At 35.3% G+C, this 20,240-nt stretch carries 18 protein-coding genes; 5 read left to right on the top strand and 13 right to left on the bottom strand.

Translation table 11 applies throughout. The features are described from left to right. The 12 genes from A9G30_RS05335 to polA all read right to left on the bottom strand — a co-directional run. On the bottom strand, positions 1-561 hold a 561-nt coding region (locus tag A9G30_RS05335; RefSeq protein ID WP_141672012.1), incomplete at its 3' end, for a hypothetical protein. A 109-nt stretch (positions 562-670) separates the two neighbouring features. Then, on the bottom strand, positions 671-1,114 hold the full coding sequence (locus tag A9G30_RS05330) for a PTS sugar transporter subunit IIA (RefSeq protein WP_065583217.1): 444 nt from the start codon (positions 1,112-1,114) through the stop codon (positions 671-673). Between the two features lie 15 nt (positions 1,115-1,129). Then, entirely contained in the window at positions 1,130-1,627 is a 498-nt protein-coding gene (locus A9G30_RS05325; protein ID WP_065559971.1) for a PTS system mannose/fructose/N-acetylgalactosamine-transporter subunit IIB, read from the bottom strand. A 26-nt stretch (positions 1,628-1,653) separates the two neighbouring features. Continuing rightward, on the bottom strand, positions 1,654-2,514 hold the full coding sequence (locus A9G30_RS05320; protein ID WP_065583218.1) for a PTS system mannose/fructose/sorbose family transporter subunit IID: 861 nt from the start codon (positions 2,512-2,514) through the stop codon (positions 1,654-1,656). Positions 2,515-2,557: 43 nt separating this feature from the next. Beyond that, positions 2,558-3,379 (bottom strand): PTS sugar transporter subunit IIC, encoded by an 822-nt coding sequence (locus tag A9G30_RS05315; RefSeq protein WP_081295699.1) that lies wholly within the window; start codon positions 3,377-3,379, stop codon positions 2,558-2,560. Between the two features lie 61 nt (positions 3,380-3,440). Continuing rightward, on the bottom strand, positions 3,441-4,421 hold the full coding sequence (locus tag A9G30_RS05310) for a D-isomer specific 2-hydroxyacid dehydrogenase family protein (RefSeq protein WP_065583220.1): 981 nt from the start codon (positions 4,419-4,421) through the stop codon (positions 3,441-3,443). 451 nt (positions 4,422-4,872) lie between these two features. Further along, a complete protein-coding gene (asnB, locus tag A9G30_RS05305; RefSeq protein ID WP_065583221.1) occupies positions 4,873-6,546 on the bottom strand; it encodes an asparagine synthase B in 1,674 nt (557 codons plus the stop codon). A 200-nt stretch (positions 6,547-6,746) separates the two neighbouring features. Further along, positions 6,747-7,091, bottom strand: coding sequence for a YdbL family protein (locus A9G30_RS05300; protein ID WP_065583222.1), 345 nt, complete (start codon positions 7,089-7,091; stop codon positions 6,747-6,749). Positions 7,092-7,196: 105 nt separating this feature from the next. Next, positions 7,197-7,382 carry a YnbE family lipoprotein gene (locus A9G30_RS05295; protein WP_065588281.1) on the bottom strand — a complete coding sequence of 62 codons (186 nt, stop codon included), beginning with the start codon at positions 7,380-7,382 and terminating at the stop codon, positions 7,197-7,199. An 11-nt stretch (positions 7,383-7,393) separates the two neighbouring features. Further along, a complete protein-coding gene (locus tag A9G30_RS05290; protein ID WP_065588280.1) occupies positions 7,394-9,046 on the bottom strand; it encodes an intermembrane phospholipid transport protein YdbH family protein in 1,653 nt (550 codons plus the stop codon). 17 nt (positions 9,047-9,063) lie between these two features. Then, the gene (gltX, locus tag A9G30_RS05285) at positions 9,064-10,494 is read right to left on the bottom strand and encodes a glutamate--tRNA ligase (protein WP_065588279.1); all 1,431 of its coding nucleotides are present in this window, start codon (positions 10,492-10,494) and stop codon (positions 9,064-9,066) included. Positions 10,495-10,773: 279 nt separating this feature from the next. Then, the gene (gene polA, locus A9G30_RS05280; RefSeq protein WP_065588278.1) at positions 10,774-13,548 is read right to left on the bottom strand and encodes a DNA polymerase I; all 2,775 of its coding nucleotides are present in this window, start codon (positions 13,546-13,548) and stop codon (positions 10,774-10,776) included. A 188-nt stretch (positions 13,549-13,736) separates the two neighbouring features. Here polA and folE point away from each other — a divergent pair, with 188 nt between their 5' ends. From folE to ispH, 5 genes are all read left to right on the top strand, one after another. After that, positions 13,737-14,396, top strand: coding sequence for a GTP cyclohydrolase I FolE (folE, locus tag A9G30_RS05275; RefSeq protein ID WP_065566090.1), 660 nt, complete (start codon positions 13,737-13,739; stop codon positions 14,394-14,396). Positions 14,397-14,574: 178 nt separating this feature from the next. Then, the gene (gene ribF / locus A9G30_RS05270) at positions 14,575-15,513 is read left to right on the top strand and encodes a bifunctional riboflavin kinase/FAD synthetase (protein ID WP_065588277.1); all 939 of its coding nucleotides are present in this window, start codon (positions 14,575-14,577) and stop codon (positions 15,511-15,513) included. A 36-nt stretch (positions 15,514-15,549) separates the two neighbouring features. Beyond that, entirely contained in the window at positions 15,550-18,357 is a 2,808-nt protein-coding gene (gene ileS, locus A9G30_RS05265) for an isoleucine--tRNA ligase (RefSeq protein ID WP_065588276.1), read from the top strand. Between the two features lie 112 nt (positions 18,358-18,469). Then, on the top strand, positions 18,470-18,940 hold the full coding sequence (gene lspA, locus A9G30_RS05260; RefSeq protein ID WP_065588275.1) for a signal peptidase II: 471 nt from the start codon (positions 18,470-18,472) through the stop codon (positions 18,938-18,940). Position 18,941: 1 nt separating this feature from the next. Beyond that, positions 18,942-19,889: a 4-hydroxy-3-methylbut-2-enyl diphosphate reductase gene (gene ispH, locus A9G30_RS05255; RefSeq protein WP_065588274.1), complete on the top strand. Its 948-nt coding sequence runs from the start codon at positions 18,942-18,944 to the stop codon at positions 19,887-19,889. Here ispH and A9G30_RS05250 read toward each other — a convergent pair whose 3' ends face one another. Then, a complete protein-coding gene (locus tag A9G30_RS05250) occupies positions 19,890-20,147 on the bottom strand; it encodes a YfhL family 4Fe-4S dicluster ferredoxin (protein ID WP_065588282.1) in 258 nt (85 codons plus the stop codon). It lies immediately after the preceding gene. Between the last annotated feature and the right edge of the window lie 93 nt (positions 20,148-20,240).

Raw genomic sequence — 20,240 nt, 5'->3', positions numbered from 1 at the left:
CTTCTCTTTTTTATTAAGTTTATTAATTAAATTTATGATGGTAATAATGCTTGATGAATTACAAACAAAGTTCTTTTGGTTAGGAATGCCACTTTTAAATTTAAAGACGAAAAAAAATAACAAAACCGTTGAAATAATTGAGCCAACGCCTGAAATACTAAAAAAACCTTGAGTACGGATATCAGGAATAAAAACAAAATAATTTAGTATCAATGAAGCAATGAATAAAATAATGATTGGCGCAATACTGATAAAGTAACTTAATTTACTAAATTGTGGAGAAAATGCGTATTTTTTTTGAAAATTAAAGTTATTAACGCCAGTATCGTAATAAGTGCAAATAATTAATTCAGCTTTATTGAAATCACCAATATAAGCATTGTAATAGTTTTCATATCGTCTTGTTGCTAATTTCAACTTGGCTAGTTTAGCATCAACCATATAGCCTAATTGAATTAGTTCTTTAGATATCACTCTTAAAAAAGCAATCTTTTGTTTAGCAGAAAATCGTTTACCAAATATGACACAGTATCGGAGCACAAGATCTTTAAGTATTTCCATTATTAATAAACTATTTAGATATAAAAATTAAACATTATAGTGAATATGACTTTGTTAATCATATTCACTATACACTTGATAATATTATCAATTAGCAAAATTAAACTAATTAATAATCATCCTCATTCTGAGATTGGTTGGAATGAGTAATATTAGCAATAGCGTCTTGAATATTATCATGACCCGCCTCAAGACACTCTTTGGCTAATTCTTGTACTGACAATGAGTCTCTATTACATACCGCATTAATTACCATTGGTAAGCTCATGCCGGTAATAACTCTAACATCCATACCCAATTCACGCCATTGAGGCACGCATCTCATTGAAGCATTGTAAGGAGAGGCTCCATATAGATCGACAAAAATTAAGACTCCTTTGCCTGAATCTAAAGATTTTGAACAATTAAATAGATCCGTTTTTAATTGATTAATATCTTGCCCTGGATTAAGTGATAGTGTTTCAAATTTGTCTTGTTCCCCAACTATCATTGTTACACTATCTTTCATTCCCGCAGCCATGTTGCCATGGCTAATTAATAAGACACCTATCATTTTTACCTTCCTATATTACTCAAACATTTTGATTGCTTCATTTAATGTTATTTTTTTCAATGAAGGCGTTGCTTGAAAGTAGATATCCATATCTGGGTAACTATTTTGTAAATCGATCAATAGATCAAGTTGCTCTTTGTTTATCGATACTTCTTTAATTATTGATGTTGCCCCAGGTACTAGCGGTAAACCTCCAATATTTAGGTTTGTTATTGGTACGCCTGCTTTAATGATTTTATACATTACTTCAATATTTTTAGTAAGTAAGATAACATTAAAGTCATCGTACTTACGATCATTCCAATATCTTACAGCACCATCTTCTTTTAGTACTCTGATTTTATGTCCAGTGCTAGCTCCGGCGCCTAGAATGATATTTTTTGTGAATTCGTCATTTGCTGAATAGTCATCTGCAACAAATAAAGCATTAGCACCAGCCGCTTTAGAAACATTAGTTGCAACTTGACCATGAATAAGACGACTATCTACTCGAGCTAAAACAACTTTTCCCATAATTTAAAACCTCTTTTTTAATTATTTTATAAAATACCAATTGCTGCTAAAACACCAAGTATAATGGTTAATCCTACTAATGCTCTGGTTACTTTTAAACCTTTTTGGGAGAAATAAAAATACAATCCCATTACAACAATGAGGGGTAACGCACCAGGTAGAATCTTATCTAATGTATCTTGTATAACAAAATCTTTGCCTGATAAGGTAAATTTTAAACTTGAGGATACTTTAATATAGCTAGCTGCTAAGATGCCCATCATAAATAAACCTAAAATAGATAAGCCTTCGATAAGCATCTGCATTTTGTTACCCACAACTTCTGTCGCAGCGTTTCTTCCTAATTTAAATCCTAGTTGAGCAAAATAATAGCCTACAAAAAGTTGGTAGATTACAAAGGCAAAGAAGGGGAATAATGCACCAATAGCCAATCCTTCTTGTGCCCAAGGGAGTGCAATTGCAATAAAAATATATTGTATTGTACCAGAATCAATAGCATCACCAATGCCAGCTAAAGCCCCCATTAAACCTGCTTTAGTGTTATAAAGTACGTCATTATCAATACTGATAGGTTTATTTTGATAAACTTCATCGGCTCTAACAGATTCAAGTGAGGCCATAATTCCCGAAATTGTCCCACCACCCCATGTTATTTGCGTATTAAAGAACAATAAATGTCTTTGATAGGCAGCAGCAAGTTCACTTTTTGATTTGTATAGTTTTTTAAGAATTGGCATTAATCCCCACATTAAAGATGCAGCAAGATAACGATCAAATGAGTGTGGGATTTCATTTGCGTAATACCATCGTAACCAAGCAATTGTGATATCCTTTTTCGTGATTGCTTCTGGCTTTAGATCAATACTTTCTTGTACGATTTCTGTCATTATAATATTCCTCTATCTAGTTTATTAATCGAATAACTACAGATTAATAATCGTCATCATCTTGATTGTTATTATTGGGATTATTTCTAGGTTGCTCTGCCGCACAATTCACTGCTTCACTTTTTGCTAAAACAAAAATAAATGCAACAATAGCGCCAACAATGGCGTAGGTTACCATTGTTACATTAAGTGGTTTTGCAATTACCGCAATAAAATAAGCCAATAAGAAGAATATGATGTAACTCTTTTTACCAATCACATAAATGGTTAATGCAATACCAACAGCTGCCAGCCCACCACCTATAACATTAAGGATATGAAAAACAAGTCCACCAGCATTTGATTTAATTACATCGGCAATAATCGGCGCACCAAAGTATAATGCGACAAACATAAATGGTATAAATAAAGCACAGCTACAAATAATGGGTAGTATGATTATGGAGAAAGTTAATTTTGAACTATTGGCTTCTTGCGCATATTTTTCAGTTAATTTCATAATCATAGTATTAAAGAAAAATCGTAGTTGATATAAATAAGAGCCTAATAAACCTACAGGGACAGCGACCGCAACAGCAGCTGTTGGTTCCATTTTTCCAAGTAATGCAACAGGAACAGCAACTGCTGTAGCAATGGAAGGCTCTGATGGCATTTGACCACCAGGAGAAAAGACACCCATATAAATTAGCTGTATTGCAGCTGTTGTTATCATTGCATTTGCAATATCATTAAATACAACACCAACAATTAAACCTGTCATCATTGGAGTAAATCTTAACGTTAATGTTGCTCCCCCCAATCCCCGTGACATTACCATCGCAACCCATACAGAAATAATCGCTGCCTGCAGAAAAGTTACATGCATTTCTGGCATATATAAACTCCTTAATGTTTTTTATTATTACTTAATAATTAAAAATAAATCATTAAGAAACAACTGATTGAAGTTCTAGTTTATTAACAAAATTCTCTACATCTTGCACACATTTTTCCCCCATACCTTGCAAACATTCAATTGCATAAGCGGAAGTATGTGGTGTAACAAGCACTTTAGGATGTTTAACTAAGGGGTTATCGTTATATGCTGGTTCAGCATACATTACGTCAGTTGCATGCCCAGCAACAATACCACTATCAAGCGCAGTTAATAATGCGCTTTCATCAATCAATTCAGCTCTTGCGGTATTGGTGATATAAACACCTTTTTTCATTAAAGAGAATTGGTGCGCTTTTAAAATGTGGTAACTGGTTTCATTTAAGGATGCGTTTAAAGAGATGATGTCTGCATGTTGTAGTAGATAATTTAAATCGACAATTTCAATGTTATTTTCACTCGCCCACTGTTTATTGACATTAGGATCAACAACAAGTAGCTGGGCATTAAAACCATGTTTAAATATTTCTGCTACTCGACTACCAATGTTGCCACAGCCAATAATACCAACAACTTTACCAGTAACATTAATACCTAAAAAAGAGGCTCTATTTTTCCATTCATTTGACTTAACGGCAGCTTGAGATTGCACTGTTTGTCTGATTAATGCCAGCAAATTGGTTACTGCATTTTCAGCAACAGCATCGCGTTCAACCAACGGGGGAACAATAGTAACAATTGTTCCATGCTCTTTAGCAGCAATAACATCAACGTTATTAAACCCTATTCCATGGCGAGAAAGTAAAAATAAAGGATCTTTTTTGTTATCAAAAAATGCTTTATCAAAAAATGGTCTGACACTTGCAATTACAATATTGAACCCTTGCAATGCATCAGCTAATTCTTTTCCAGAAATACTATTTTCAAAAGTAAAATGTTTTACTTCACCTATTTTTTCTAATCGTTTTAAATGATCAGGAAAATATTTCCCAAAACTACTTGAGTTGATTATTGCAATTTTATAATTTTTCACTCAATGCTCCTAATTAATAAATCACCACTCTTACAATTATATTTATTGGAAAATAAACAGTATCTACTTCCTACCCAATCACTATGTGACTGGTAACATTAAGTATAGTTTATTAAATTCAGAGAAAAATGAATTTAGATCACATATTTAATAAAATATTTTCATAAAATGATTCAAGACATGATGTATAGAAAATTGCGTTTTTTCAAAAACACATATCAATCAATGAAACGGACAAACTAAATTTTAAAAGAATGAAAAGTTTTCAATAAATGATTAGGTTATCGTTGAGTGAAAAATGGGGAATATATAGCTATTAAACTATGATATTTTAGTTAAAGTGAATTTTACAAAAATTAGATTAATCAGAATACTCCAGCTAAATATAAAAAAAGGGCATATAGCCCTTTTTACAGATTTGAATTAGATAATGTTATCTTGAGTCTAATCTTTATTTCTTATAGGCATCATTATGCACACCTACCGCCGCACGCCCTGACGGATCGTTTAGGTTTTTAAATGATTCATCCCATTCAATTGCTTTCGCAGTTGAGCAAGCAACTGTTGGACCACCAGGTACACAATGAGCTGCACTTTCAAGTGGGAATAGTTCGTTAAAAATCTCACGATACATATAGGCTTCTTTTGAAGTCGGCGTATTGTATGGGAAACGGAACTTTGCATTTTCTAATTGCTGATCAGTAATTTTACTTTCGGCAATCTCTTTTAATGTATCAATCCAGCTATAACCCACACCGTCAGAGAATTGTTCTTTTTGACGCCAAACAACCGATGCTGGTAAATAAGACTCAAAGGCTTCGCGCACAATGTGTTTTTCCATTTTACCATTACTACCACACATTTTATCTTTTGGATTAATGCGCATAGCAACATCTAAGAATTTCTTATCAAGGAATGGAACTCGAGCTTCAACACCCCATGCCGCCATTGCCTTATTAGCACGAGCACAATCATACATATGTAACGCTGCTAATTTGCGTACGGTTTCTTCATGGAACTCTTTGGCATTTGGTGCTTTGTGGAAATAGAGATAACCACCAAACACTTCATCAGCACCTTCACCAGAAAGTACCATTTTGATGCCCATGGCTTTGATTTTACGCGCCATTAAATACATTGGTGTGGACGCACGAATAGTGGTGACATCATAAGTTTCAATGAAATAAATTACGTCACGAATCGCATCAATACCTTCTTGAATGGTAAAGTTAATTTCGTGGTGAACTGTACCTAGATGATCAGCAACCGCTTGTGCAGCTTTAAGATCTGGAGCACCTTTTAAACCTACAGCAAATGAGTGCAACTGTGGCCACCATGCTTCTGATTTTTCGTGATCTTCAACACGGCGTGCTGAGAATTTTTTAGTGATTGCTGAAATGACCGAAGAATCAAGCCCACCTGATAATAGAACACCGTAAGGCACATCAGACATTAAGTGGCTTTTTACCGAATCTTCTAATGCAACACGCAGTGCATTAATATCCGTCTTATTGTCTTTCACATTTTCGTAATCCATCCAGTCACGTTTGTAATACGTTTTGATTTCACCTTCGGTGCTCGATAGATAGCATCCTGGAGGGAAAGCCTCAATGGTTTTACAAACTGGTACTAAGGCTTTCATTTCAGAGGCAACATAAAATGTGCCATTTTCATCATGACCTGTATACATTGGAATAATACCAATGTGGTCACGGCCAATAAAATAGCTCCCTTTATTGATATCATAAAGGATAAAAGCAAACATACCTTGTAATTCATCAAGGCAATCAATACCTTTTTCTTGATATAAAGCAAGAATCACTTCACAGTCAGAACCTGTTTGAAACTCATAACGATCTTTGTACTGATTTCGGAGTTCTTGATGATTGTAAATTTCGCCATTTACCGCTAAAACTAGGGTTTTATCTTTATTATAAAGGGGCTGAGATCCTGTATTGACATCCACAATTGATAAACGTTCATGAGCAAGAATAGCTTTATCAGACGCAAAAATACCAGACCAATCAGGACCACGATGACGCTGTAGACATGATAACTCTAGTGCTTTTGTTCGTAGTTGTTCTGGATCTGATTTAATATCAAGAATACCTAAAATCGAACACATTGATTTTCTCCATTTCAAATCGCATAAGCGATACTATTACAAGTAAAAACTAATTAGATAAAAACTTTACCATCTTTTTATTAAATAGATAAATATAAAAAAGCGGTAAACAAACATTTAAGCAAACAGCATACACATTATTAATACACAATTAAAGTGCAATGTCGTTATACTTTCTCGGTTGTTGCAAAAAGCAATGATTATTTTATTAACCACTGACCTTGTCGTTTTATATATTGGCCTGCTGGTGTCTTTTCTTGCGCTTTACTACCCGCTTTTTTTTCTACTTCATTTAAAGGGACATGGCTTTCATTGGACACTTTCTGGTATTGGGTTTTACGTGCCTGATTAATCAGTTGCGCAATTTCACTGGCGTCGCCTTCATTTTTAACAACGCCTAAATAACCATCAGCCTGTTCACCAACAAGACCTTGCGCTTTGGCTTGGCTTAATGAATCCATAGCTTGCTCTAAATTTAATGCAAATGCAGAAAAAGATAACATAATGGACAATAATGCTATGGTTGCTTTTTTACAGATAGTCATAACAAACTCCTTAGTAAATACATCATATTTTATTGATTTGAGTGTGAATATAGATTGTTCTATTGACCACAATCAAAAGAATAGATGAAAATAAAACTTATACAATTAATATAATCCAGATTTATTGATTATATTATCTAATGCTTTATCAACCTTAATATTAATTTCATGGTCTATCTTAACATTCAAATTGATATTAATGGGTTCGCTCGGCGCTTGCACTTTCACTGTTGGCGAACATCCGATTAACACACTACTTAGCATCATTATTGCAATCACATTTCGTATCATAAAATGACCTCTTATTTTGAAGCTTCCTTTTTTAAACGGGCTTGAATTCGTTTACGAACTGGCTCACTAATTTGATCAGATAACTGTAAGCTCATCAGCAATTTAGCCACATTTTCTTCAAGATTGATATTTAAATTCACTGCTTTGCCATTTTCGACATCTAAATTGCTTCCTTGAATATTTAATCCAAGCTTGGCTATTTCGTTGGCATAATTAACAGTACCTTGTAGCTTAGTATAATGAAAATTTTTAATAATATCAGTGAGTATTTTCATATTAGGGTTATTTTGTGCATAATTTTTCAAAGCAGAATTTTCAAACTGTAAATAGCCTTCGTTGATTGTGGTTAACTGACCATTTTTAATCGCAAGTTCAAACACAGATCCATCTTTCTTTTTCGCTTTTAGTAATGTAACGGGTAAATAACCATCAATTGTACCTACCCCAGCAAGTCCTTCAGCTGGGTATTTAGCAAGAATCTCTTTTAACTGTATTTGCTTTAGCTTTAAGCTTAATTGTTGGGGTAATTTAGCTAAATTCAATTTACTTGGCTCAATAGACACAGAACCAGAAAAAATTGATGCTTGAGCTTTTTTCAAGTTTAGCTGCCCTTGAGTTATTGTCTTGAGTGATGCGTTATAAATACCCGCTAACTTTACTTGCTCAAAGGCTATGCCTAAATTGACTTCTTGTATATTTAAAATAGGCACTGATGCAGTAAATTGATTATCTTTAATAACAATCTTGATCTTGCCTGTTGCTGATTTTATTTCGCTATTTTTGTAAATGCCATTGCATTTATTAATAATGAACTCAGTTGTGGTAGCTAATTGCTTACTTTCAATAGGAATAGCCGATTCAACTTTAAAGGTAAAAGCACTTTCTAAACGGCCAAGTATCAGGTCATCAAATAAATTAGCTTTTTCTAACATCAGTGAGGCATGACCAGAATTGACTAACATAAATTGATTACTGGAAATCCACCCCGTGAATGGTAAAGTTAATTGGCCATTTTCTATACCAAATTGACTTAAATTACTGGTCAAAATACCATTTTGAATATCAATACGTGAATCCACTTCATTAAATAGTAAAGTAGTAGACAGTTTTGCCGAATATTGATTATTACTCGACACAGCTAATTGGATAGATTCTAACTGTTTAGTTGCATCAATTTTTACGTCAAATTGTTGGTTATTTTGTGCATAATATGTTAACGAATCGATATGAATTTTTTTCGGCAACCAATCAAGAATGGTTGAAATAGTGGAGAGGTCAAAATTAGCTTGATGCAAATCTTGAATTGTCGTATCAACAACTTTTTGTGTGGCTTTGACAAGCGCTTTTGCATCATTTGGTTGCCAGTAAATATCAATGTTTTTTGCCGATAACTGTGACCATGAGACAAGTAAATTTTTCGCTGTTACGGATAATTGAGACGGCTGAGATATAGTAAACTCATCAAAAGATAAGCCTTCAAAACTCATATTTATGCCATGCCAATCTATCGATAGATGATATTTTTCTTTAAATGATATCCAATAATGCCAACCACAAAAACCTAATATCAAATTGGTAAGCAAAATAATCAATAAAAACCAATAACGTTTTTTTAAGCGAACCATAGAAGTTCTCGGTTTGGCAAAAATAATTGCAGGCAACATCCTGCAATTACTATAGGTTAATTTTGAGGTTGCTCACGCAGTGTAATATATGCAAGTGCCTTATCTATTCTTGCAAGCGTTCGCTTTTTTCCTACCGCAAAAACCGTCGCATCAACCGATGGTGATTGCCCTATGCCTGTTATGGCAACGCGTAGTGGCATGCCGACTTTTCCCATGCCAACATTGAGCTCTGTTGCTGTTGCTTCAATAGCATGGTGAATTTTATCAATTTGCCAATCAAAATCAGCAATTTCTGTAATTTTTGCTTTAATGGCTTCCAATGGCTCTTTAGCGACAGGACGTAGATGCTTTTTAGCTGCATCTACATCAAAATCATCAAAATCCTGATAACAATAAGCACACGATTCAGCCATTTCTTTAAGGGTTTTACAACGTTCACCAAATAGTTTAATAATCGTAATAAGGTCAGGGCCTTTTGATAAATCATATCCTTGTTGATTCATATGCCATACTAAATGTTGAGCCACATAATCAGCGTCCAGATGATTAATATAATGATGGTTTAACCAAAGTAATTTTTCAGTGTTAAAGGCGCTGGCTGATTTGCTCACCGCACCTAATGAAAAATAGTTAATCATTTCAGGTACTGAGAAAATCTCTTGATCGCCATGAGACCAACCAAGGCGCACTAAATAGTTAAGTAGAGCTTCAGGCAAATAGCCATCATCACGATATTGCATTACACTTACCGCACCATGACGCTTAGATAATTTTTGTCCATCATCTCCTAAGATCATCGATACATGTCCATATTCAGGAATCGGTGCACCTAACGCTTTTAGAATATTAATCTGACGAGGTGTGTTATTAATATGATCTTCTCCACGAATAACGTGAGTAATTTCCATATCCCAATCATCAACTACTACACAAAAATTGTAGGTTGGTGAACCATCAGTGCGACGAATAATAAGATCATCAAGTTCTCTATTGGCAATCTCAATCGGTCCTCGAATTAAATCATTAAAGATGACAGTGCCATCAATAGGGTTAGCAAAACGCACAACATGAGGTTCATTATGGCTGTGTTCTTTTTGTACTGAATCACAACGGCAATGTCCATCGTAACGCGCTTTTTCACCTTTTGCCATTTGTTCTTCGCGCAATTTTTCAAGCCGTTCTTTAGAACAATAGCAACGATAAGCTGTGCCGTTGGCTAACATTTCATCGATAACCTGATTGTAACGATCAAAACGTTTAGTTTGATAATAAGGACCTTCATCCCATGATAATTTTAACCAATTCATACCCTCCATAATCGCTTCAATCGCTTCTGGCGTTGAACGTTCAAGATCAGTATCTTCAATGCGTAATACAAATGCACCTTTGGCATGGCGAGTATAGAGCCAAGAATAAAGCGCTGTACGTGCACCACCTACATGTAAATAGCCTGTTGGGCTAGGCGCAAAACGGGTTTTTATTTTCATGAAATAATCCTAATAATAACAAAAAAGCAAACTTAAATAGCCAAATGGCGACAAATGCCTTTTTATTCTGCCAATATTAACAAGCAGAATAACATGTTGATATCAATTCAATTTAGTTGCTTATTCTAACACGCCGAAAAGTTTGAGCAATAGTGCCATTAGTGCCAAAAAGTTACGCCATAATTTATAAAAAATTTTCCGTAAAATATGCGCTTTAGCATAAAAAGCGATTAACTATTTTATTTAAGGCTAACTTATTTGGCGCTGATTTGGCATTAATTAATGTGCCTCATCCCAGTTATTGCCTATTCCCACGTCTACCTTTAATGGTACGGATAGTTGGTAACAATTTTCCATAATGGATTTTATTTGGTCACGATATTGCTCAACCAACTCCTCTTTTGCTTCAAATACGAGTTCATCGTGTACTTGCATTACCATCCTAATATTACCTACAGGCTGGCTTTTAATCCAGTCGCTTACCTTAATCATCGCTGTTTTGATAATATCAGCTGCTGTGCCCTGCATTGGCGCATTAATGGCGGCTCGTTCAGCTCCTCGGCGTTCAATGCCACTTCCTGATTTAATTTTAGGTAGATATAATCGTCGACCAGATAGCGTTTCAATATAACCTTGTTCTGTCGCTTGTTGGCGGATTTCGTCCATATACGTTTGAACACTTGGATAGCGTTCAAAATAGCGATCGATATAAAATTGGGCTTCTTTTCGAGCAATATTAATTTGTTTTGATAAGCCATATGCACTCATACCATAAATTAGCCCAAAGTTAACGGCTTTTGCTCGTCTTCGCTCTTCAGAAGTTACTTCAGATTCAGATTTTCCCAAAATTTCGCTAGCTGTGACACGATGAATATCTTTGTTGTGAGAAAAAGCATCAAGTAAACTTTTATCTTGCGATAAGTGTGCCATGATACGCAATTCGATTTGTGAGTAGTCGGCAGAAATAATCTTATAACCTGTTGGTGCAATAAATGCTTGTCGAATTCGACGACCTTCTTCATTGCGAACAGGAATATTCTGTAAATTAGGCTCATTTGAAGACAATCGTCCTGTTATCGTACCAATTTGGTTATAATTAGTGTGTATCCGATGATCAACTGGGCTAAGCATTAATGGTAATTTATCAGTATACGTATTTTTCAACTTAGCTAAGCTACGATAAAGTAAAATCATGCGTGGTAGCTCATATTGATTAGCTAGCTCGCTCAAAACCTCTTCACTAGTTGAAGGATCGCCTTTGGGCGTTTTTTTGAGTACTGGTAATTGATGCTTATCAAATAAAAGAACTTGAATTTGCTTAGGTGATGCTGGGTTAAATTTTTCACCTGCTAACAATTGTAACGTTTCTTGAATTTCGTTCAATTTGTTATTCAACTCAGCTGAATGCTTATTTAATAATTTAGCATCCACCAGAACGCCTGTTCTTTCCATTTCAGCTATTACAATAGCAAGTGGCATTTCAATATCAGTGAATAGTTTTTTTAATTTTTGGTTTTTTTCAAGAGTTGGCCATAACTTATGATGCAATTGCAATGTAATATCGGCATCTTCCGCAGCATATTGTGTGGTTTTTTCTACCTCAATAGCATCAATAGTAACTTGAATTTTATCAAATTTAGTTAATTCATCATAAGTAATCGTCTTGTGGTTCAAATAGCGATTGGCCAAACTATCCATATCATAACGTTCAGTACTGTTTAGTACATAAGATTCAAGCATAGTGTCAAATGCGATACCTTGAACGGTTATGCCATAGTTGGCCAATACGCTGTAATCAAATTTTGCATTTTGAGCGATTTTTTTTATTTCTGGATTTTCAAGTATTGGTTTCAATTTAGCCAGAACATCATTGAGAGGAAGCTGTTTTGGAACACCTAAATATTGGTGAGCAAGTGGAATATAAGCCGCTTGGTAAGGTTCAATACTCAATGAGATACCAACTAATTTAGCGTGCACATGATCAACATTATCCGTTTCGGTATCAAAAGCAAATTGCTTGCTGTTGCTTAATTTGGTTATCCATTCATCGAGTTGTTCATTGGTTAATATACACTGGTAATCGGTTTCATTTTTTTGCAAAGTTGCTGTAGGTTGTTCTTGAGAAAATAAATCATCTTCAATCTCGACAACCATATTTTTTTGTTGCTTTAGGAAGGTACCTGCAATTAATTCTTTTTGCCAACGATGAAAACCATAATAACTAAATAACTCAATTAACGCATTAACGTCAATATTTCCGATCAATAATTGTTCATTGGTAAAATCTAATTTAACATCCGTTTTGATTGTTGCTAATAGATAAGAAAGTTCAGCATCATTCTGATTATCAATCAATTTTTGTTTTAAGGATTTAGCTCCTCGAATAGCCAATTTTTCAACATCATCTAATCGATTATAAATATCTTTTACGCCATCAAATTGGGATAATAAACTTTGTGCTGTTTTTTCACCTACTCCAGGCACACCAGGAATATTATCGGAAGAATCACCTCTTAACGCTAAATAATCAATCATCTTTTCTGGTGGAACACCAAATTTTTCCATGACACCTTTTGAATCAAGAATGGTATTACTCATGGTATTAATAAGTGTAATTTTATCGCTTACTAACTGCGCCATATCTTTATCGCCAGTACTAATCAAGACTTCAAGATTTGCCTTTTCTGCTTGCTTAGCCAATGTACCAATTACATCATCTGCTTCAACACCTTCAACACAAAGCAGTGGTAGTCCCATCGCTTTTAAAATGGTATGAATAGGTTCAATTTGTGGGCGAAGATTTTCAGGCATCGCTTCACGAGTAGCTTTATATTCACTATAAATTTCGTTACGAAACGATCCGCCTTTAGCATCAAATACAACAGCAATATGTGTCGGATCGTATTGATTTAACAAGCTACGAATCATATTAATGACGCCAAAAATAGCGCCTGTTGGTTCACCTTTGGCATTAGTTAACGGAGGGCATGCAAAAAAAGCACGGTAAAGATAAGAAGATCCATCAATTAAAATAATTGGTGTGTTATTTGGCATTATAGTTACCTAAACGTTATGCTATATAATAACTGACAGTATAACCTAATTAGTCATAATATTCTTATCATCATAGATAATATAATGTAAAGATATTTCAGGTTAGTTAGACGTTTCAGCAAAAAACTATGTATTGCACAACAAGTGTTATATAATATTGTATTCAATTTCACCTGAGTATTTGATAAATGACAGTATTAAGTCTTGCCGCGCAAAAAGTCAAAGATGCACTAGCAGCCAAAAATCTTGAAACTCCATCATGCCATCTAGCTATGAATAATAATGAGCGTAAAGCAAAAATCGAGGCTCATTTTCGTGAAATTATGAAATTAATGGAACTTGATTTGACAGATGACAGCCTTGCTCAGACCCCTCATCGTGTGTCAAAAATGTATGTTGATGAGATTTTTTCTGGCCTTTATTATGAAAATTTTCCGAAAATTACGTTAATCGACAATAAAATGCAAGTGGATGAGATGATTACCGTTCGTGACATTACATTAACTAGTGTATGTGAGCACCATTTTGTAACAATAGACGGTAAAGCAACGGTTTCTTATATTCCAAAAGATAAAGTAATTGGCCTGTCTAAAATCAATCGCATTGTTGAGTTTTTTTCACAGCGTCCCCAAGTACAAGAACGGTTAACCCAGCAAATTTTAGTGGCTCTACAAACTTTGCTTGGTACGGTCAATGTTGCTGTTTCAATTGACGCCACCCACTACTGTGTAAAAGCAAGAGGAATTAAAGACTCTAGTAGCATCACAACAACTACTGCGCTTGGTGGTGGATTTAAAACTAATCCAAGCACAAGACAAGAGTTTTTACGGGCACTTAATCATTACTGATCTTACTAATGGTTATATTTGGCTAATTAAGTTTTAGACACTGGTCAACAATCAAGCTGTTGCCAAAACTAGTACAAAAAGCTCGATAGAAAACCGCAATACCTAGCTTTATATTTCGTGCATCTTCAATAAAGATTGGTATAATTCTTGGTTACTTAATATAAATAACATTGTTTTCATGAAGATTATCCGTGGTATAACTAATTTAAAAAATCAATTCTCTCAATGTGTTTTAACCTTGGGAAATTTTGATGGCGTTCATTTAGGGCATCAACAGTTAATTAACCATATTATTAAACAAGGTAAAAAACGAAACTTGCCTACAGTTGTTATGTTGTTTGAGCCACAACCGTTAGAGTTTTTTACACAAAATAATGCGCCCTCACGGTTAACTTCATTTCAGGAAAAAGTCATTTTTATTGAAAAATTTGGTGTTGACTATATTCTCGCAATTCCATTTACAAAAAAATTTGCTCACATGTCAGCGAATCATTTTATTCAAGATTGGTTGATTAATAAGCTACAAGCTAAATATATCGCCATTGGTGATGATTTTCGATTTGGATTTGACCGTAAAGGAGATATAAACCTTTTACAGCAATATGCACATACCAACGATTTTATCGTCGAAAGTATGCCAACATTTGTGTGGAATAATTTTCGTATTAGTAGCACAGCTGTGCGCCAAGCACTTTTAAATAACGACTTTAAATTGGCTCATTGTCTTTTAGGTCGAGATTATACCATTCAAGGTCGCGTAATACATGGTAATGCTTTGGCAAGACAATTAGGTTTTCCAACCGCAAATATTCACTTACACCGAAAAAAGCCTGCACTACAAGGCGTCTATTTTGTTAAAGTTAGAAATATTTGTAATAATCAACTTTATGATGGCGTTGCCAATATTGGTTTAAGACCAACCATTAATGGAAAAAAGGCGATTTTAGAAGTGAATATATTTGACTTTTCGGATGATATTTATGGACAATATTTAGACATAACATTCATCGAAAAATTACGCGATGAGAAAAAATTTGATTCATTAGCAGAATTAAAACAACAAATTACACAAGATGTTTGCACTGCGAAAAATATCAGTGCACAATTAACCAATTAAAAGTAGTATCAACAAATTTAACTGGAATAAATCAGCATGACAGACTATAAAAATACATTGAATCTACCTGAAACAGGGTTTCCTATGCGAGGCGATCTTGCTAAGCGCGAACCAGCAATGTTACAAAATTGGTACGATAAAGAACTTTATCGCAAAATTCGCTCTGCGAAAAAAGGCAAAAAAAGCTTTATTTTGCATGATGGTCCTCCTTATGCCAATGGGAAATTACATATTGGTCATGCCGTTAATAAAATCCTTAAAGACATTATTATCAAATCAAAAGGATTGAGTGGCTATAATTCACCTTATATCCCTGGGTGGGACTGTCATGGTTTACCGATTGAGCAAAAAGTTGAGGAGCAAGTTGGTAAACCTGGGGTTAAAGTTTCGTCTGCTGAATTTCGCCAAATTTGCCGTGATTATGCGGCTTCACAAGTTGAACTACAAAAGGCGGATTTTATCCGTATGGGTGTATTGGGTGATTGGCAAAATCCTTACCGTACAATGGATTATAATACGGAAGCAAATATTATCCGCACTTTAGGTAACGTTATAAAAAATGGCCATTTAGTCAAAGGTGCTAAACCCGTCTATTGGTGTACGGATTGTATGTCATCTTTGGCAGAAGCTGAGGTGGAATATTATGATAAATCATCGCCTGCCATTGATGTAAAATTTAAAGCTGTTGATAATCAAGCCGTAGCAAATAAATTTGGTATCAATACTAATTTAACCATTTATGCTGTTATTTGGACAACCACCCCTTGGACATTACCAGCTAGCCGAGGGATAGCTTTAAATGCTGATTTTGAATATCAACTTGTTCAAATCAATGATAAAGAGTGCTTAATTTTAGCAACTGATTTAGTTGAGTCTGTGATGCAACGCGCCAATATCAGAGAATGGAAAGTGTTAGGTAGCTGTCACGGTGATGCGCTTGAGTTATTGCGTTTTAAACATCCATTCCTTGATTTTGATGAGCCAGTTGTACTTGGTGATCACGTTACTATTGATGCTGGTACTGGTGCAGTACACACCGCCCCTGGTCATGGGGTAGAAGACTTTATGGTAGGTCAAAAATATGGACTTGAAGTCGCCAATCCTGTTGGTGGTAATGGTTGCTACTTATCAGGAACAGGTGCAGGTTTAGACGGGTTATTTGTATTTAAAGCGAATAAAGTCATTGTTGAGATCTTAAAAGAACATAATGCATTATTACACTTTGAAAATATTGAACATAGCTATCCATGTTGTTGGCGCCATAAAACACCTGTTATTTTTCGTGCGACACCGCAATGGTTTATTAGCATGGAAAAACAAGATTTGCGCTTGCAATCATTAGAAGAAATTAAACAAGTGCGTTGGATCCCAGATTGGGGACAAGCGCGCATTGAAACTATGGTTGCTAATCGCCCAGACTGGTGTATTTCTCGTCAGCGTACGTGGGGTGTACCTATGACATTGTTTGTACACAAAGAGACTGAGGAACTTCACCCAGACACATTAGCTTTAATTGAAAAAATAGCTAAGCTAGTTGAAAAAGATGGCATTCAAGCTTGGTGGGATGCGGACATTAAAGATCTTCTCGGTCCAGATGCTGATGATTATCGCAAAGTTCCTGATACGTTAGATGTTTGGTTTGATTCTGGATCTACTTTTTCATCGGTGGTTCGCGCTCGTCCAGAATTCGAAGGTCATGATGCCGACATATATTTAGAAGGTTCAGATCAACATCGTGGTTGGTTTATGTCTTCGTTAATGTTATCTACTGCAATTGATAACAAAGCGCCTTATAAGCAAGTGCTTACTCATGGTTTTGTGGTTGATGGACAAGGTCGTAAGATGTCTAAATCTCTCGGTAATATCGTTACCCCCCAAGAAGTGATGAATAAGCTTGGTGCCGATATTTTACGTTTATGGATTGCATCTACCGATTATTCGGGTGAAATGAGTTATTCAGATGAAATTATCAAACGAGCGGCGGATAGCTATCGTCGTATTCGTAATACTGCTCGCTTTTTGCTAGCGAATTTAAATGGATTTGATCCAGTGACCGATATGGTTAAGCCAGATGATATGGTTGTACTTGATCGTTGGGCGGTGAGCATGGCGAAAGAAGCACAAGAACACATTATTCAGGCATATGAAAATTATGATTTCCATAAAGTTGTACAACGCATTATGCAATTTTGTTCAATCGAAATGGGATCATTTTATTTAGATATCATTAAAGATCGTCAGTACACAGCCAAAAGTGATAGTATTGCACGCCACAGTTGTCAAACCGCTTTATATCATATTGCTCAAGCTATGGTTCGCTGGATTGCTCCGATCTTATCATTTACTGCAGATGAAATCTGGCAATACTTACCAGCAGCAGAAAAACAAGAATTCGTTTTTGAAGATGAATGGTATAGCGCATTATTTGCATTATCGGATAATGAAACCTTAAATAGTGAATACTGGTCGAAAATTTTAACAATTCGTAGCGAAGTGAATAAAGTACTTGAACAAGGTCGTAATGATAAAGTAATCGGTGGTGCACTTGAAGCGGCCGTTACTCTTTATGCTGATGAAGAGATTGCTACAACATTAGCTAAATTAGAAAATGAATTGCGTTTTGTTTTACTTACATCACAAGCTAGCGTTAAACCATTACAAACAGCACCAGAAAACGCGGTACAAAGTGATATTCAAGGACTGAAAATTGAGTTGGCCAAAGCACAAGGCGATAAATGCCCTCGTTGTTGGCACTACACAACAGATAATGAACCAACAACACATTTATGTAAGCGTTGTGAGGAAAACATCCATGGCAATGGCGAGATAAGGTATTTTGCATAAGCAATAATAAAGCCATTTAACGCACAAAATCAGCTATAGCGATCCCTATAGCAACTTAGTACCTTTCCCGCCGACGATTGTCGGCGGAAATATAATAATGAGCATAAATTATATGAAAAAAGATAACGGACTTTACTGGTTATTATTTGCAATCATTGTTTTTATCATTGATATAACAAGTAAATTTTGGATTATAAATAACTTCTCGTTATTTGAATCAGTAAACCTTCTACCCTTCTTCTCGATCACTTATGTCCGCAACATTGGGGCTGCCTTTAGCATTTTTGAAGGTCAACGTACAATGCTTGCTGTTTTTGCTTTGATAATCAGTGCCGTGATTATGCACATGTTATACCGCAATAGTCGTAAACAAAAATTAGAGAACCTTTCATTATCACTGATTCTGGGAGGAGCATTTGGTAATTTATTTGATCGTATTTACCATGGTTTTGTCGTCGACTTTCTTGATGTCAATTTTGGTGATTGGCACTATCCAACCTTTAATGTCGCAGACTGTGCAATCTGCATGGGTATTGGATTATTTATCATCTGTAATTATAAAAAACCGAAGAAGACTGTATAGTATGCAAATTATTTTAGCTAATCCTCGCGGTTTTTGTGCTGGTGTTGATCGTGCTATCACCATCGTTGAACGTGCACTTGAATTATTTGGCGCGCCAGTCTATGTGCGCCACGAGGTTGTACATAATCGTTACGTTGTCAATCGCCTAAAAGAATTAGGTGCTATTTTTATTGAAGATATTAGCGAAGTACCCGACAACACCATTCTTATATTTTCAGCGCATGGTGTATCTAAAGCCGTTCGAGAAGAAGCAAAACAACGTAAATTGCGTGTTTTTGATGCGACTTGCCCACTTGTGACTAAGGTACATATGGAAGTTGCTCGATCTAGTTATCGTGGCGAAGAAGTTATTTTAATCGGTCATGCTGGTCACATTGAGGTTGATGGGACAATGGGGCAGTATAATAATCCTGAAGGTGGTATTTATTTAGTCGAATCGATCGATGATGTACAAAAACTACAAGTAAAAAACGAAAATAACCTTTGCTTTACCACTCAAACAACTTTATCGGTTGATGATACTGCCGAGATCATTGTCGCTTTAAAAAAACGTTTTCCTGATATTCGTAGTCCACGTAAAAATGATATTTGCTATGCCACAACCAATCGCCAACAAGCGGTAAAACAACTATCCTCATGCGCAGATATTGTTTTGGTCGTCGGTTCTAAAAATTCATCTAATTCAAATCGTCTAGCAGAGCTTGCTAGACGCAACAGTAAACAGGCTTATTTAATTGATTTTGCTTCAGACATCCAAAAAGAGTGGTTAGTAAATGCGCATACGATAGGGGTAACCGCTGGTGCTTCTGCCCCCGATATCTTAGTGCAGCAAGTCATTGATCACTTAAAAATTCTTGGTTGTACATCACTCATTGAAACGGATGGCATTTTAGAAAATATCACGTTTGAAATTCCTAAAGAATTACGCATCGATGTTAAATCTAGCTGATTATTTAGTAATAGCTTTAAGTCGCTCAAATTTTACGAGTAATTGCTCTTGTGTTTCAACGTGTTGAGGATCGGCTATAATTGCATTTTGAATAGGGCAAACGCGCTGGCAAGTAGAATGATCATAATAACCCACACATTCCGTACATTTATTTGGATCGATTTCATATGTGTCAAAGCCCATTGAGATAGCCTCGTTTGGGCACTCAGGCTCACACATATCACAATTGATACATTTTGATGTTATTTTTAGTGCCATTGCTTTGTTATCTTCATCAACTCTAGAAATTTGCGCCATTATAGCGCAATCGCGAATAAATCAGAATAAAGATCACATTATGGCTGATTGGGT

The sequence above is a fragment of the Gilliamella sp. Fer4-1 genome, assembly GCF_001690515.1.
Classification (GTDB): Bacteria; Pseudomonadota; Gammaproteobacteria; order Enterobacterales; family Orbaceae; genus Gilliamella; species Gilliamella apicola_C.
The sequence above is the reverse complement of the archived record's forward strand: the minus strand, read 5'-3'. Positions and strand labels throughout refer to the sequence as shown.